The organism is Streptococcus cristatus, from assembly GCF_008369405.1.
Taxonomy (GTDB): Bacteria; Bacillota; Bacilli; order Lactobacillales; family Streptococcaceae; genus Streptococcus; species Streptococcus cristatus_G.
Genome location: NZ_VSJJ01000003.1, coordinates 49,200 through 66,026, shown reverse-complemented (window position 1 = coordinate 66,026; position 16,827 = coordinate 49,200). Strand labels below are relative to the sequence as shown.

The following is a 16,827-nucleotide window of genomic DNA, read 5'->3' as shown; positions in this document are numbered from 1 at the left end:
CTTATGACACATATAATCAATTTGGATGGCGAACACCTTACTTTAGAAGATGTCATTGCAGTAGCTCGTCATGGAGCTATCTGCGAAATCAACCAAGAAGCTAAGAAAGCTGTAGAAGCTTCCCGTAAAATCGTGGATGACATCGTCCGCGAAAAGCGGGTAGTCTACGGTGTTACAACTGGATTTGGCTCCCTCTGCAATGTCAGCATCTCGCCAGAAGATACGACTCAACTGCAGGAAAACTTGATTCGCACCCATGCTTCAGGATTTGGCAATCCTCTTCCTGAAGATGCAGTTCGTGCTATCATGTTAATCCGGATTAATTCTCTGGTCAAGGGCTATTCTGGTATCCGTCTCTCTACCATCGAAAAACTTCTAGAATTGCTCAATAAAGGCGTCGTGCCTTACATTCCGGAAAAAGGCTCTTTGGGAGCTTCTGGTGACTTAGCACCACTGGCTCACATGGTTCTGCCTATGTTAGGACTGGGCCGCGCTTACTATCAAGGCCAATTGCTCTCTGGACAAGAAGCTTTGGACAAGGCCGGCATCGAGAAAATTGCTCTAGCAGCCAAGGAAGGGCTGGCACTGATTAACGGAACGACTGTCCTGACAGGTATCGGAGCTCTGGCTACCTACGATGCCATCCAGCTGCTTAAATTGTCAGATGTCGCTGGTGCCCTTTCCATGGAGGTCCACAATGGTATTACCAGTCCATTTGAAGAAGACCTACATACCATCCGTCCTCAAAGCGGACAGCTGGCTACAGCCCGCAATATCCGCAACCTTCTAGAAGGCAGTGGCAACACAACCGTAGCCACTCAACAACGGGTCCAAGACCCTTACACCCTGCGTTGTATTCCTCAGATTCATGGTGCCAGCAAGGACTCTATCGCTTATGTCAAGACCAAGGTTGAGATTGAGATCAACTCCGTTACAGACAACCCTATCATTACTAAGGAAGGCCACGTCATCTCAGGCGGTAACTTCCACGGAGAACCAATGGCACAGCCATTCGACTTCCTCGGCATTGCTATTTCTGAAATCGGAAATGTATCTGAGCGTCGCGTGGAACGTCTGGTCAACAGCCAACTGAGCAAGCTACCATCATTCTTGGTCAAACACCCAGGACTGAACTCTGGCTTTATGATTACCCAGTATGCTTGTGCTTCGCTTGCTTCTGAGAACAAGGTCCTGTCCCATCCGGCCAGCGTAGACTCTATCCCATCTTGTGAAAACCAAGAAGACTTTGTCAGCATGGGAACTACTGCAGCACGCAAGGCAGCTGAAATTCTCAAGAATTCTCGCCGCATCGTGGCAACAGAAATCATGGCAGCCTGCCAAGCTCTGGATCTGAAACCAGAAAACCATGAACTGGGCAAGGGAACCAAACCGGCCTATGACCTCTTCCGTCAGCATGTCCGTTTTATCGAATTTGATAAAGATATCGAAATCTATGAAGAGCTCAACAAGGCTTCTGATCTGATTGAAAACGAAGAATTCCTAGCAGCCGTTGAAAAGGCTGTGGACTTGAGCATTCAGTTCTAAAGCTGATGACTCTGTAAAAAGTTAACCTAAGAAGCCCGCTCTCATGCAGCTGAGCTTCTTTTCCCGCCAAAAGCCATTGACAGGCTTAGCGGAAACTCTTATAATAAAGTCGCAACTATCGTTATCAAAAAGGACAAAATTATGTTAGAAGATTACTATCAGCTAGACAACTGTTACTATCAGCGAGGTCCAGAGGACAATCTATATACTGCTAAGTGGGGCATGGTCATTGAGTTTCTGGACTTAAATGATCCTAGCCTAACCCCTTTTGAAGGGGTAAACTTTGCCTTGATTGGCTTCAAGAGCGACAAGGGTGTCTATATCAATAACGGCCGAGTGGGGGCTGTCGAAGGACCACAAGCTATCCGAACTCAGCTGGCCAAACTTCCTTGGCATCTAGGTAGAAACGTTCGCGTCTTTGACGTTGGCGATATTGACGGGCCTAACCGCTCTCTGGAACAGCTGCAGCTAAGCTTGGCGCGAGCAGTCAAACGCCTGCGAGAGCTTAATCTCCGCCCCATCGTTCTAGGCGGCGGTCACGAAACAGCCTACGGCAACTATCTAGGTCTCAAGTCGTCACTAAATCCTGACCAAAACTTAGCTGTGATCAATATGGATGCCCATTTTGACCTACGCCCCTACGATCAGACAGGCCCCAACTCCGGTACCGGTTTTCGTCAAATGTTTGATGATACCTTAGCTCAGAAACAGATCTTTAACTACCTCATCCTAGGGATTCAGGAGCACAATAACAATCTCTTTCTCTTTGACTTTGTAGCCAAATCTAAGGCTATCCAGTTCCTGACTGGAATGGATATGTACCAAATGGGACATAAGGAAGTCTGCAAGGTAGTTGATGCTTTTCTAGCCGATAAGGAGCAGGTCTATTTAACCATTGATATTGACTGCTTTGCTGCCGGTGCTGCTCCCGGTGTCAGTGCTATCCAGTCGCTGGGTGTAGACCCAAATCTGGCTGTTCTGGTCTTCCAGCACATCGCCGCTTCAGGCAAGCTGATTGGTTTTGACATCGTGGAGGTCTCTCCCCCTCACGATATAGATAACCACACGGCCAACCTAGCGGCAAGTTTTGTCTTTTACCTGACCCAAGTCTGGGCACAAGTACATGACTAGTGGGGATTTAAAAACTTCATTACAAACATCAAAAGAGGATGAACATTGCTTTCATCCTCTTTTGATGTTCAATTATTGAGACAAGGTCCGGCGTAAGCTTTCTAATTCCTTTAGCTGGTGGCGGTCACGATAAGGATTGAGTTGACTCTTGGCCGTTTCATAGTAGGTTTCAAAGTCCTGAGCTAGTAAATTTTCAAAACCAGCTTCCTGCAAGCTGCCAGCCAGCTGGCGATACTTGATCACAGCCATCAGATAGTAGATCAAGCCCTTGTCCCGCGGATTGCCATAGCGACTAATGAGACTATCCTTTTTCCGCAGCAGATCAAGCACCGGCTGGTAATCTCCCTTCTCGCAGCCAATCAAAGCCAAATAAACTTCCAGCTGGGTCTCCTTCCAAGGAAAGCTGAGCGACTTCAGAGCTGCTTTCGCTTTCAGCAAGATTCGCTCCGCCTGTTCATAATCTTTCAGCTGATAATAAGTCAGTCCCAAGCCTATATAGAAAGCAAAAATCGAAGGCTCTGCTGTTTTATTTTCCGTCAACTTAATGGCCTCCTTCTGATGAGCCAGCGCTGTCGTGAAATTCCCACGAATCTGCTCAATCTCTGCCAGATAATCTAGAGCCGCCGCAATCTGAATCGAATACTTAGAGCGCAACGAAGCCGTCAAGCTGAAACAGTCAATAGACTGGTAAAGATGGCGGAGTGACTGCTCCTCATCTCCAATCATGAGATGATACAGTCCCTTGAGTCGAAGATTCATCGCAATAGCTTCGTGGTTATTGGCCTGAACTGAAGCATCCAGAGCCAACTCCGTATAATAGCGCATCTCAGGAATATTCTCCGTCTGAATGCAATAGTAAATCATCTGCCGATAACCTTCTAGAAGAAATTCCATCTGCTGCAGCTCTTTAGCAGATGCAATCACCTGCTGGATGTTGTCCATTCCCTGCTGGTAATTCCCCGTCCGGATAGCATAGCGCCCTTCCAGATAGAGGAAGCGGAGAACCAATAGCTGAAAATCTTTGTGATTCTGGTGTTTTCTCTCTAAGTCCTCTATCTCCCGGCGGATACGATCAAACTGTTCCAAAACCGCTGACTGATCAGTATCATCCGTCTTTTCGATAAAGCCAAACTCCCGCGAATAAATCGGAAAAAGCTCATGATGAAACTGCAAGGTAGCCTCGAGATAATGCAACTCATACTCCAGAGACTTAATCGGCTGCTTGGACAGCTTGTAGTGATAGGCGATGTCATTGAGCAACTGAGCATGATAGAGAGAGGCTCCTAGCTGGTCTTCCATGCCTTGGGCAATCTGGTGATGTAGCATCCGCTTCTTGGCAAGCGGCAAGCGCTCATAAGCATAAATCCGCAAAAGCTCCTGGCTGAACCGTAAAACCAATTCCTCCTGCTCCTCTTCTATTAAAAGCTGTTTTTGCCCAAATCCTTCAGCAATTTCGACCACTTCTTCCACAGATAGGCCTAGCAACTTAGCTAAGAGCGCTACCGAAGCAGGGGAACTAAAGCAAGCCAGATAGTCAACCAATTCCTCCTCCTGGCTGCTCAAATAGCCTAATTTCAGAGATAGTTTTGCTTTAATAACTGAGGTTAATGGCTGGAATTTTTCACTTCGCAAAAGCTGCTCCGCATACTCCGACAGAAAGAAAGGGATGCCTTGACTGACCCGATAAATAGCCTCAAGCCGTTCTTCAGATATGACTAACTGTCCAGTCTGGGCCTGTAAATAAGCCACACTTGCCTTAAAATCTAGCGGCTGCAACTCAATGCAGTCTAGCTGGCTACGAAGCAACAAGTGATTGAAAAAGCGGCCAAGATAGGGTGGCGTACTCAGATGCTTTGTCAACACAAAGGCTACTGGATAATCCCTCAAATGATTCATAACCTGCTCTAAAACAGCCACACTTGCCTCATCCATCCAGTGACAGTCCTCAACCAAGATCACCAAAGCCTTTTTCTTAGAAATCTTTTGCAAAATATCCAGCACAAACCGAGCCAGACGATCTGTATTCAGCTCAAGATCCGAAGCTTCACCTGCCATAATCGGAAAATAACTATCCAAAATAACCTGCCACTGGCTAGTTGAAAGGATCTGATGCTGAATGACTAAGTCTCCCAATCCATCTAGCAGACTACGCCAAGGCTGCAATCCAACCGTCATTTCTTCCTTGAAGCACTCTGCCATAACAATCTGGAAATACTTAGTCTGATTAGCCAGTACCTGTCGAGTCACTGTCCGTTTACCGATGCCAGTACCACCGACTAAGAGCAGCGCACGAGGTTCTTGCCTCTCTATAATCTTAGAAAAATAAGATTCCAAACGCTTGATTTCATCCACTCGGCCAAAAAAGTGATCTGTATTACGTAAAAATTGCTTGATCTTACGCTCACTGCGATCCTTGGCCATCACTTCATGGTACAGCTGTTGAATTGCTTCATTCGGACTAATGCCCAATTCCTTGTCCAAGAGATTGACCAATTTATAATAAGTCTCAATCACCTTACCAGGTCGATCATTCTCCTGATAAAGCTTCATCAGCAGATGATAATTCTTCTCATCAAACTCATCAATACTGATCATACGACGCAGATTTCGCTCTGATTCCTCCAAATTCGACGGATCTTTTTCCAACTTTTGGTAACAAGCCTGGATATAGAGCTGCTCATATCGCGTCCGCATCCTGGACACCCAATAGTCAAAGGCTTCACTGTCCTTGAGATAGAAGCCCTGCAGAAAATCACCCTGATAGAGCGACAGATGCTCCGCTGGATGGTCCGTGAAAAGTTCTACATCGCTTTCAATCGCGCACTCGGGATTAAGCGATAGCACAGTACGGTTGGGAGCGACAATCCATTCTCCACCCAATAGCTTGTTAGCCTGATAAATGGTATTCCGCAGATTCTTTTTGGCGGTCTGATTATCCTTGTTTTCCCAGAGGATTCCTGCAATCTCCTCCCGATTGACTGTTCCATTGATATGGAGATAATAGAGCAAAGCATTGATTTTAGCAAAAGGAAAAAAGACTTCCTCTTTATTGAGAAAGACACTCGGACTTCCCAACAATTTCAACTTCAAACGATCTTCGGTCATGTAAACGCCTCCAAGAAAGCTTATAAAACTAATATAAACAAAATAAGACATTTTAGCAAGCAAGAAAAGAACAACTCTATCATTTATCAGCTTCTAAATGATCAAAATCTATAAACAAAAAACCACTAAACAGCAAATGAATCTGATTAGTGGTTTCTTCATTCATCTTAAAAAGATTGAACGGATGGGGTATGGTTAAAGAGCGCATGGGTCGCCTTATAGATATGGTAAGCTGTTGCCGCATTATTCATCGTATAGAGATGGATCCCTGCTACATCATGGGTCACCAAATCGACAATTTGATCCACTGCATAGGCCAGACCAGCTGCCCGCAATGATTCTGGATCATGTTCATATTTATCCAGAATCGCCTTAAATTTCCTTGGTAAGTGGATATTTTCGCAGGTCTTGAGCAGGCGCAAAGCCTGATTGCGGTTCAGAATAGGCATGATACCTGCATGAATCGGAACATCAATCCCAGCCAAGGTACACTTATCTTGGAAATCATAGAAACGTTCATTGTCAAAGAAGAGTTGAGTGACAAGACTAGAGCAGCCCGCATCAACCTTTTTCTTTAGATTCTGAATATCTGTGATCTGGTTTGGTGAGTCTGGGTGCCCCTCTGGATAGCAAGCACCGATGATGTCAAAATGTGGTGCTTCTGTCTTGATGTATTCGATCAAATCAGTCGCATATTTAAAATCATCCTTAGGAGCCACATCTGGGAAAATATCGCCCCGCAAAGCCAAAATCTGATTGACCCCAACCCGATCCAAAGCCTGCAAGATATTGGACACCATTTCCTTAGTTAGATAAACAGCTGGCAAATGGGCAATCGTTGGAATCTCAAGGTCATTGGAGATGAACTCAGCCAAACGAACCGTTGTCTCCTCAATATCAAATTTATTATTGCTGGCAGTCACACTGATAAAGTGGGGAGCCAGATCTTGCATCTCCCTCAACGCCTGAAAAATCTTATCATTGCCTACTGCCGGATTAGGAGGAAATACTTCAAATGAGAGACTAGGAGTTTGGCGATTCACCATAGAGATAAAATTCCTTTCAATCTACTAACTAGCAGCCTATAACAAACCTGCAAACAGCTTTGTTACAGGTTTATCAGAGCTGAGTTTAAATGTAGAAATAATATTAATTCAGTTTTTGTCTAGCTGCTTTGGCCGCTTCTACAAGGCGGATCAAGCTTTCTTTTGTTTCTGGAATACCACGTGTTTTCAAACCACAGTCAGGGTTGATCCAAACTTTCTTGCTTGGCACTTTGGCAAGGATAGCTTCAATTGTGTGGTCGATTTCGCCTTCGTTCGGCACACGAGGTGAGTGGATATCGTAAACCCCAGGTCCCACTTCTGTTTGGAAGTTTTTCGCTTTGAGTTCGTCCAAGATTTCAAGGTTTGAACGGCTTGCTTCAAAGGAAATAACGTCCGCATCCATGTTGTCGATAGCTGGGATGATATCTGTAAATTCTGAGTAACACATGTGAGTGTGGATTTGTGTGTCTGGCGCTACTGTAGAGTGTACCAAGCGGAAGGCTGGAATAGCCCAGTCAAGGTAGTCTTCGTACCAGTCGCTACGGCGGAGTGGCAATTTCTCACGAAGAGCAGCCTCGTCGATTTGGATAATCTTCACGCCTGCAGCTTCAAGGTCAAGAACTTCATCCTTAATAGCAAGAGCGATTTGAAGAGTAGAATCCTTGATAGAGATGTCTTCACGTGGGAATGACCAGTTAAGGATGGTAACAGGTCCAGTCAACATACCTTTAACAGGTTTGTCAGTACGGCTTTGTGCGTAGCTAGACCATTTCACAGTGATTGGGTTGAGACGAGTGACATCGCCCCAGATGATTGGTGGTTTAACCCCACGCATACCGTATGATTGTACCCAACCATTCTTAGAGAAGAGGTAACCTGACAGGTTTTGACCGAAGTACTCAACCATGTCATTACGCTCGAACTCACCATGCACCAGCACGTCAAAGCCAACTTCTTCTTGCCATTTGATCCATTCATCAATCTGCTCAGCCAAGAACTTATCATAGTCTTCTGCTGACAGCTCACCCTTGCGGAAAGCCAAGCGTTTAGCACGGACTTCCTTGGTTTGAGGGAATGAACCGATGGTTGTTGTTGGAAGAGCTGGAAGTTTGAAAGCTTCTTCTTGGATAGCTTCACGTTCTGCAAAGGATGGCAAACGAGTGTAGTCAGCGTCTGTCAAACCAGCGATACGGGCACGAAGTTCCGCATTAACACCTACACGCTCCGTCGCAAAGAGTTCTTTGTTAGCTGCAAGAGCTTGATCACCTTGACCATTGCGGATAGCATCCAAATCACGGATCTCATCCAATTTTTCAACTGCAAAAGCAAAGTGGTTCAAGATTGCTGGTTCAAATTCTTCGTTAGCAGTTGTAAATGGAACATGAAGAAGTGAGCATGAGCTAGTCAAAACGATGTTTTCAGCTGGAATTTGCTCAAGAACAGCCAAGCTCTTTTCGTAGTTGTTGCGCCAGATGTTCTTACCATTGACAATACCTGCATAAAGAGTCTTGTCAGCTGGGAAACCACCTTTAACGAGTTCAAGAGTTTTCTTACCTTCGACAAAGTCAAGTCCGATAGCGTCAACTGGCAAGTTCACAAGGTCAGCGTAGACGTCACGAACGTCTCCGAAGTATGTTTGAAGTAAGACTTCAAGACCTTTCTTGTCAGCCAAAAGCTTGTTGTAGAGGTTCAAGAAGAGAGCTTTTTCTTCAGCAGTCAAATCTTTTACAAGAGCCGCTTCATCCAATTGGATGCGAGTCGCACCAAGGGCTGCCAATTTTGCAAAAACTTCTTGGTAAGCAGCCACAAAGCTATCTACGAAATCTTCTGCTTTAACACCTTCTTCGAAGTCTGACAATTGAAGGAAAGTGAATGGCCCTACAAGGACTGGACGAGTGTTAAGACCAAGTTCTTTGGCTTCTTGGAACTCATCAAAGATTTTGTGACCTGCAAGTTTGACTTGAGTGTCTTTTTCAAATTTGGGAACGATGTAGTGGTAGTTGGTGTTGAACCATTTCTTCATCGGAAGGGCACGCACATCCCCTTTTTCTCCTTGGTAACCACGCGCCAAGGCAAAGTAGCGCTCAAGGTCAGACAAGTCTAAGTTTTGAACTGAAGCAGGCACCACGTTGAAGAGAAAAGCAGCATCTAGGAAGTTATCATAGTGAGAAAAGTCATTTGATGGGATTTCAGTGATGCCTTTTTCTTTGACAATGTTCCAGTGTTTGGCACGCAAGTCTTTTGCTGCTGCCAAGAGTTCATCTGCTGAGATTTCATTTCTAAAGTATTTTTCAGTTGTAAATTTTAATTCGCGGAATTCACCCAAACGAGGGAAACCAATGATAGTCGTTGACATAAACGTCCTCCAAAAATTGTTGTTGAAACTATCTTAACAGAAAAGAACCCGTCTGTATAATTGTAAAAAATTAAGCTTTGATATAGTTTGAAACTATATCTCTATTACGGACAAAAGAAAAGGATTTGAGACAAATGTCTCAAATCCCTTGTGTTGCTTGTTTTTAAGTCACATACTCGTTTGTAGTTTAAAATAAGCTATTGCTGATTCTTATAAGCAACTATGCCCTGTTATTAGAAAAGACTATAGTTTGTTTAAATTTTGATTCCTTTCAACATATTGATCTGGATGAAAAGCAATCAGGTCTTTGTATTCAACAAATTTATTCCTCATATTCACCATTTAAGAACATATTGTTCAATATTACAATTAACTGATTTATCTTTTTTAGAAATCTCAAGAATAATTCCTCTATGTATTTCTTTGATTTTCTTAATCGCCATTCCCCTACTAAATACAGGAGAATTTATTTGTTCAGCAATAACAAATTGCACTTTTGAAATTAAAATATCTTGATAATACTCATAATCAATATTTGGAGGTGTCAGAATAGGAGCCCATACATTGCTGTGATCTGTTAAATGTAGCTGGTTTTGAACATTATCATCTGACATATGAAAGTTTCCACCAAAACCATTATTCAATTTACTTTTTCCCAAAACTAATATGTTACAATGATTTGGTTCGTTCACCACTCTGTTACCTAGTAAAAACCATAAAAATTCTAGATAATCTTCAGCACTCGGACAGTCATCTTTGTCAAAAATACCATTTTTATTTAAAATATCTACAGTATTACCTGAACCAGCAAAACCTACCAATACATTTTGATTTACCTTGAACACTTTAGAGTATGTATCGCTCACAGTTTCACCTACATCTTTGCTAAGACGCGTATCTCCTGAAATAATTGCAAAATTTCTAAATACCGTTCCAATTACACAAGACAATATCATTCACCTCCTTAATAGCAATTTTATCTAAAAGTTATTTTCAACTCCTTATACCCCACCTTCACCTGTCCATTCATCAGTATTGACAAGAGCTGTTAAACAATTAGAGATACTTGAATTTTATATTTTTAAATTCAGAGTATTAAACTTCTCAATCCAGCTGTCATCAATAATATCAGCAACTGCTTTCAAAATAGGAGGTTCTATAATTTTATAAGGTACAGGATTATCAAACTATCTTGATAAAGCAACATGTGGTTGTGTAGTTATTATTAAAAGTAATTATGCTGATAGCTGATAAAAGTAATCTGAAGTCAATTTACTATTTTCGCTTATAAGTTTTAGCATTTTTTTACCTACTTATTCCCCCTTCGGCCTCCTCCTTCTCCACAACAAACTCTCTGACCAAGCGGTAGATAACTGCGAATATAGGAGTGAAGAAGATCATGCCAACCAGGCCGAAGAGATTCCCCCCAATCAGGGCTGCGGCTAGGGTAAAGAGGGTTGGAAGACCGACGGACTGGCCGACTACGCGCGGATAGATGACATTGCCCTCAATCAGCTGCACCAGCTGAAAGACTGCGATAGAAAGAAGGGCTTTCCAAGGGCTATCGGTGAAGATAAAGATAGCTCCCAGAGCACAAGCAGAGAAAGGCCCAATGTAGGGAATGAAAGAGAGCACTCCAGCCAAAACCCCTGTCAAAGCCGCGTAAGGCAGGCTTGTCAGAGAATAGGCGATAAAGACCAAAACACCGACAATGACGGCCTCGATCATCTGCCCCATCAGGAACTTATCATAGGTCTCAACAATGACAGAACCCACATAGGATAGGCGTTTCACAGCCTTCTCAGGAAGCAGAACCTGCAAAAGACGGATCGTGATCGTCTGCAAATGCTCCTTGCTGCTCAAGAAGGCAAACATAAGAAAGATGGACATGATGACAGAAAAGAAATTGCCAAAAATAGCAGAGATATTGCCTGTCAGACTGCCTAGAAGAGAGATGGCCCTGTTGACAATGCCGCTGTTTTGCAGTTGCTTGGTCAAATCTTGCAGCTGGCTAGAGGAAAGCAAGCCAGACTGCTGCAGCCACTTGGCTAACTGAGGCGCTACCTTTCCGATGGTCGCGCTCAGCTGATTGACAGCTGTGGTCAAAGTCGGCACGACGATAGAAACAATCCCCGTCATGATGAGAGCTAAAATCAGCACCTCCAGAACCAAGGCCAAACTGCGCTGCAACTTTTGTGGGACTCGGCATTTGTCTAGGAGGTCTTCCAGCTTCTTCATCGGAACGTTAAAGATAAAGGCTAGGACTCCACCCAAGATAATGGGTGAAAAAACCGACGTCAGACTCTGCAGGCCAGACCAGATATTTCCAATGTAGAGAACCAAAGCCAGAGCAAGCGCCGCAAAGACGATGAGTTTATAAGATTCATTGATTTTTTTCATAAGGCTTCCTTTTAAGATTTTGTCATTTCCTTATTTTATCATAAATTTCAAGGCCTTTCGAGCAGGAGGAAACATGGATCAGTCAACTTTGCTATCACTCTTAAATTTTTAAAAATCTTGAAGATAGAGGACCCCAGCTCCTATGGATAGAAGGCCTGTAAATATAGCTAGAAAAGGAATAAATCCCATGACAGAGGCGCAGAATAGAAGCTCATGACTCGTCTTATTGACTCTTGGGTCGTTGCTGTAGTGATACATTCCGACTATAGAAAGTCCCAAAAGCAGCCAGCTGGTCAATATAACCATATCGCCCCAGCCAGGGTTTTCTATTAGTTTAGGAACCGAATAAATAATTTCCCAGTGCCATCTATTTAAAGAAGCGTAAAGGATTATCAGACCCCCTAAAATGCCAACAATTCCATTTATCCATAGCAGTTTGTTTGATTTCATAAGCATCTCACTCTTTCTTTTTTAAATTAGTATACCGACACACTTACTAATCTGTCAACTATTATAAAATAAACATTGTCTCATCCGATAAATCCGTTTTCATTCAAATTATCTTATGATAAAATAAATTCATGCACAAGAAAACAGTTATTGATTTTAAAGAACTGGGTCGGCGCTTGATTTTCAGCCAGCCCATTAAAGAGCTCAAAACGCGCGAGTTGGCCGAAGTCAGAGCGATTCTGCAAGAGGTCGAGGACTGGCAGAAAAAGGGTTTTTATGCAGTCGGATATGTCAGCTACGAAGCCGCTCCTGCTTTTGAGGAAAAGTTACAGGTCCACAAAGCCCCTTTGCTGGGCGAGTACCTGATTTACTTTACCATTCATGACAGGGCTGATGAAGCCCCATTTCCTTTAGCTTACGACGAGGTGGAGATGCCGGCGCAATGGCAGAGTCTGACGACTGAGCAAGAGTATGAAAAGGCCATCGGAACCATTCACCACCATATCCGTCAGGGCGATACCTATCAGGTCAACTACACGGTACAGCTAGGCGCAGAGCTTAATCCACAGGACAGCTGGGCTATTTACAACCGTCTGGTCGTCGAGCAAAATGCCGCCTACAATGCCTATGTAGAGCACGATAATCAGGCAGTCTTGTCCATCAGTCCTGAGCTCTTTTTCGAGGAGCACCGAGGTGAGCTGACAACGCGGCCGATGAAGGGCACGACCAATCGCGGCCTAACAGTCGCTGCGGACTTGGAGCAGGCGGACTGGCTGCGGCAGGATCCTAAAAATCGAGCGGAAAATATGATGATCGTTGACTTGCTGCGTAACGACATGAACCGCATTTCAGAGATTGGCAGTGAACGAGTCGAGCAGCTGTGTCAGGTCGAGCAGTATTCCACTGTCTGGCAAATGACCTCCACCATCAAGAGCCAGCTGCGATCTGAGATTGGCTTAGGAGAAATTTTTGATGCGCTCTTTCCGTGCGGCTCTATCACAGGCGCTCCAAAGATTTCGACCATGGCGATCATCAAAGCAACAGAAAAAGCCGCCCGCGGTGTCTACTGCGGCACTGTTGGTATCTGCCTGCCAGACCAGAGGCGGATTTTCAATGTTGCCATCCGCACCATTCAGCTCGAAGCTGGCAAGGCGATTTACGGTGTCGGTGGTGGCATCACTTGGGATAGCACATGGGAATCCGAGTACATCGAAACCCAGCAAAAATCGGCTGTTCTTTATCGGAAAAATCCTCAATTTGACCTAATTACGACAGGGAAGATTGAGAAAGGCAGCCTGATCTTCCAAGACCAACATCTGAAGCGTCTACGGGAAGCCGCTCGTTACTTTGCTTATCCATTTGATGAGGAAAAACTGAAGGCAGAGTTGAACCAAAGTCTAGCAGAACTGGATCCAAGTACGGACTACCGCCTGCGGATCTCCATCGCCAAATCTGGAAAAGTAACCTGCCAGCTAGAAAAGCTGCAAGCACTCCCAGAAACTTTCTACAAGGCTATTCTCGTTCCACAAAATGCCAACTTACAGCAGCCTTTCACCTATTTCAAAACCAGCTATCGGCCACATTTAGACCTAGGCCAGCAGGAGCAGATTTACTACAATGCCCAAGGACAGCTACTAGAAAGCTCCATCGGCAACCTAGTCCTCCAATTGGACGGCCACCTCTACACGCCACCAGTCGAGCTAGGCCTTTTGAACGGCATCTACCGCCAGCATCTCTTGGCAACAGGTCAGGCCACAGAAAAAATCCTCAGCCTAGACGACTTACAATCAGCAGAAAAAATCTACGCCTGCAACGCACTACGCGGCCTTTATGAATTGGAAATAGATAATTGAGGCTGGGACAAAAGTCCTAGCCTCTCAATTGTCTTTGGATTGTCGAACAAGACGCAGTGCTTGAGTGGGCTCTACTAGGCTGATTCCATCAGCTTTTACAGCCCTACTCAACTGTGCGGAGGTGGGACGACGAAATCGAATTCTAACGAATTATCTATTTCTGTCCCACTCTCTTTGCTATAGCCCTCAGTCCGCTTAAACAAGAATTATAATTTCTATTTCAAGATTTTAGAAATATTTTAGAAATGCTTGATGAATACTTAATAAGTGTCCGATATACTGGATAGTGAGGAAAGGATTTCCAAGAATAAATCAAAAAGGAGAAGTAAAACCATGGAAAATATTTTAGTTTTACAAGGGGTCAGCAAAAAGTTCGGCCAGCAGCAGGCTCTGAGCGATGTCAACCTGACCATCAAAAAAGGAGATATCTACGGTCTTATCGGTAAAAACGGAGCTGGTAAAACCACTCTGATTAAAATCATGACCCAGCTGATGCATGCCAGCAACGGAACCGTGTCTCTCTTTGGTTCTAGCAATCAGGCCGAATGGACACAAGCCCTCAAGCGGGTCGGATCGGTCATTGAAACGCCCGTTGCCCACAACCACTTGACCGCTTACGAAAATCTCAGCTACTACTGCAAACTCCGCCAGATACCTAATGCCGAGAAGGCCATCCAAGAAACGCTCAACTATGTAGACCTGACGGACACTGGCAAGAAGAAATTTCGCGACTTCTCCCTCGGGATGAAGCAACGTTTAGGCATAGCTATCGCCCTACTATCCAAGCCAGATCTGATGATTTTAGATGAGCCTATCAACGGACTAGATCCTGTCGGTATCAAGGAATTTCGCCAGCTTGTCCAAAAGCTCAATGAAGAGCTGGGCATGACTTTTGTTATTTCCAGTCATATCCTATCCGAGCTCTATCTAGTCGCTACGCGCTTTGGCATCATCGACCAAGGGCGCATGATTAAGGAAATTTCCAAGGCTGAATTTGAAGAGCAAAGCGAAGATTATATCGTCTTGAAAACGGATCATTTGGAGGAAGCCAGCCAGCTGCTCCAAGACCAATTAGGATACCGTATCAAGGTGGTCAATGCACAAAATGAAATCCATGTCTTTACCCATTCGCACAACATCAACAATATCGTAAAAGAGCTAGCCACAGCTGACTTAGTCATTCAAGAAATCTACTATGCACGGCAAAATCTCGAAAATTTCTTTACAGATTTACTTGATCAAAACCAGGGAGGTCTATCATGATTCAAACCATTCGCGCTGACTTTTACCGTCTCTTCCACTCCAAGGGCTTTTGGATTACCGAGCTCGTTTTACTAGCCAATATCTTGCTCGGTGCCATCTATAAAGTTTCGAGCAGATTTGGAACATCCATTGAGATGGATGGACAAAACGTCGCTCAGCAAGTACCAGTAAAAATGACGGGTATCAATGCCCTTGCCCATTTCTCTGGACATTCTGACAGTATTATATTTTTCACTCTCATTATCGTCTGCCTCTTATTAGGTGTGGACTTGTCCCGTAAGCTTTATAAAAACAGCCTCGCTCACGGTATTTCACGGACAGAGTTCTTCCTATCTAAAACTTTGGTCTCCTTTGTTGTCGCCATCTTCCAATTCATCCTCTCGCTAGGCATCTCCTTCATCATCGCTAGCGCTATCAATGGAATTGGGACAGCTCCGGCAGGTTTCTTTGCCCAATTTTTCATAACTATTCTCGTCCAGCTCATGATAACCATCGCTTGGATTAGTATTGTGTCTTTCGTCCTTTATATCAGCCATTCCATTGCTGCGGTCTTTATTACCTATTTTGTCGGAAGCGCCCTGCTCGTCTTTCCAGTCTTACTCTATCCTCATATAGAATTGTTCCGCTATTTAACCTTACGATTTGGAATAGAGATGGCTGCGGATCCTGCTGTAGTTTTGCAAGCTAGTTTAGTCGCGATTGGCATAGCAGTCTTCTTCCTAGGCAGTAGCCTCCTCATTTTCAAGAAAAAAGATCTCTAAAACCAAAGAATCAGCTAATCTTCTGACTAGCTGATTCTTTTTTATAAGGTCACAATCAATTCAAACCAATCGTCCTCTGCTTGAATGGTCAAGTCACCACCTAAGATTTCGACCAGCTGCTGGGTGATATAAAGGCCCAACCCAGACGATTCCTCACTGCTGGAGAGATTTTCAGAATAAAAACGATTAGTTAGTTTATCCAGATGCAAAATAGGCTTCTGAACCTTATTTTTGACCTGAAAAATAACCTTTTGTCCTTCATTTTTCAGACTGATGCTGGCTGTTTCTCGACCATGTTTGAGGACATTGCTGAGCATATTCTGGACGATTCGATCAAAGATATCACTGTCCGTTTCCAGAAGCAGATTTTCAGACAAATCCACCTCTAAATCAATCCCTGCGCGCTGAAAGGCATCATAGTAGGCAAAGAGTTGCTGGGTGACCAGCTGGGATAGATCTACTCGCTGCAACTTCGGTCGAATGGCTCCTTCCATCAACCGACGGTATTCCATCAGAGCCTCCAAGCGTCTGGATACCATACTTAGATTATCTGCAATCTTTTGCAGTTGCTGATCCATATGGTCTTTATCAGCGTCTTTGAGTAGCTGTTGCGTATAGCCACTAGCAATGGTCAGCGGCGTTCGGATATCGTGGGCAATATTGCTGATGGCCATGTCCAAGGTTTTCTTTTCCTGCTGGGTCACAAAGGACATCTTATCAATTTCCTGAAAAAGCTGCTCCACCTCGTCAGTCAGAGCCACCAGACTCGGAGATTGATCTCTCAAGGTCAAGCGAACCTGACTTCCTGTACGACGTTTGTCACGGATCTGGCTGGTCAGACTACGAATCGTCAGATGATAGCGAACCAGCAAGATTGACAAGAAGAGTATGAGCACGAAGGCTAAAATCAACCACAT

Annotated in this window: 12 protein-coding genes; 5 read left to right on the top strand and 7 right to left on the bottom strand. The window is 44.3% G+C overall.

The window, feature by feature from the left end:
* The first annotated feature begins 3 nt into the window (after positions 1-3).
* Together hutH and FXF62_RS04195 are read left to right on the top strand one after the other, a co-directional pair.
* A complete protein-coding gene (gene hutH / locus FXF62_RS04200) occupies positions 4-1,545 on the top strand; it encodes a histidine ammonia-lyase (protein ID WP_187984232.1) in 1,542 nt (513 codons plus the stop codon).
* A 141-nt stretch (positions 1,546-1,686) separates the two neighbouring features.
* Positions 1,687-2,676: a formimidoylglutamase gene (locus FXF62_RS04195; RefSeq protein ID WP_149517773.1), complete on the top strand. Its 990-nt coding sequence runs from the start codon at positions 1,687-1,689 to the stop codon at positions 2,674-2,676.
* Positions 2,677-2,748: 72 nt separating this feature from the next.
* Here FXF62_RS04195 and FXF62_RS04190 read toward each other — a convergent pair whose 3' ends face one another.
* The 6 genes from FXF62_RS04190 to FXF62_RS04165 form a co-directional block, all read right to left on the bottom strand.
* A complete protein-coding gene (locus FXF62_RS04190; protein WP_149517772.1) occupies positions 2,749-5,781 on the bottom strand; it encodes an AAA family ATPase in 3,033 nt (1,010 codons plus the stop codon).
* A gap of 167 nt (positions 5,782-5,948) precedes the next feature.
* The gene (metF, locus tag FXF62_RS04185; RefSeq protein WP_149517771.1) at positions 5,949-6,827 is read right to left on the bottom strand and encodes a methylenetetrahydrofolate reductase [NAD(P)H]; all 879 of its coding nucleotides are present in this window, start codon (positions 6,825-6,827) and stop codon (positions 5,949-5,951) included.
* 103 nt (positions 6,828-6,930) lie between these two features.
* Complete coding sequence (gene metE, locus FXF62_RS04180; protein ID WP_149517770.1) at positions 6,931-9,183, bottom strand: 5-methyltetrahydropteroyltriglutamate--homocysteine S-methyltransferase; 2,253 nt, start codon at positions 9,181-9,183, stop codon at positions 6,931-6,933.
* Positions 9,184-9,518: 335 nt separating this feature from the next.
* Positions 9,519-10,139 carry an Ntn hydrolase family protein gene (locus FXF62_RS04175; RefSeq protein ID WP_262881584.1) on the bottom strand — a complete coding sequence of 207 codons (621 nt, stop codon included), beginning with the start codon at positions 10,137-10,139 and terminating at the stop codon, positions 9,519-9,521.
* 349 nt (positions 10,140-10,488) lie between these two features.
* Positions 10,489-11,583: an AI-2E family transporter gene (locus tag FXF62_RS04170; RefSeq protein ID WP_149517768.1), complete on the bottom strand. Its 1,095-nt coding sequence runs from the start codon at positions 11,581-11,583 to the stop codon at positions 10,489-10,491.
* Positions 11,584-11,691: 108 nt separating this feature from the next.
* Positions 11,692-12,033, bottom strand: a complete 342-nt coding sequence (locus FXF62_RS04165; RefSeq protein WP_187984231.1) for an insulin activator factor — start codon at positions 12,031-12,033, stop codon at positions 11,692-11,694.
* A 131-nt stretch (positions 12,034-12,164) separates the two neighbouring features.
* On the opposite strand from FXF62_RS04165, the gene pabB reads away from it, so the two are divergent.
* The 3 genes from pabB to FXF62_RS04145 all read left to right on the top strand — a co-directional run bounded on the left by pabB (position 12,165) and on the right by FXF62_RS04145 (position 15,910).
* Positions 12,165-13,886 carry an aminodeoxychorismate synthase component I gene (pabB, locus tag FXF62_RS04160; protein WP_149517766.1) on the top strand — a complete coding sequence of 574 codons (1,722 nt, stop codon included), beginning with the start codon at positions 12,165-12,167 and terminating at the stop codon, positions 13,884-13,886.
* A gap of 333 nt (positions 13,887-14,219) precedes the next feature.
* Positions 14,220-15,149: an ATP-binding cassette domain-containing protein gene (locus tag FXF62_RS04150; RefSeq protein WP_149517765.1), complete on the top strand. Its 930-nt coding sequence runs from the start codon at positions 14,220-14,222 to the stop codon at positions 15,147-15,149.
* Positions 15,146-15,910, top strand: coding sequence for a lantibiotic ABC transporter permease (locus tag FXF62_RS04145; RefSeq protein ID WP_149517764.1), 765 nt, complete (start codon positions 15,146-15,148; stop codon positions 15,908-15,910). Before FXF62_RS04150 ends, FXF62_RS04145 begins: the two co-directional genes overlap by 4 nt.
* Before the next feature lie 41 nt (positions 15,911-15,951).
* On the opposite strand, the gene FXF62_RS04140 is transcribed toward FXF62_RS04145, so the two are convergent.
* Positions 15,952-16,827 carry a sensor histidine kinase gene (locus FXF62_RS04140; RefSeq protein ID WP_149517763.1) on the bottom strand — a complete coding sequence of 292 codons (876 nt, stop codon included), beginning with the start codon at positions 16,825-16,827 and terminating at the stop codon, positions 15,952-15,954.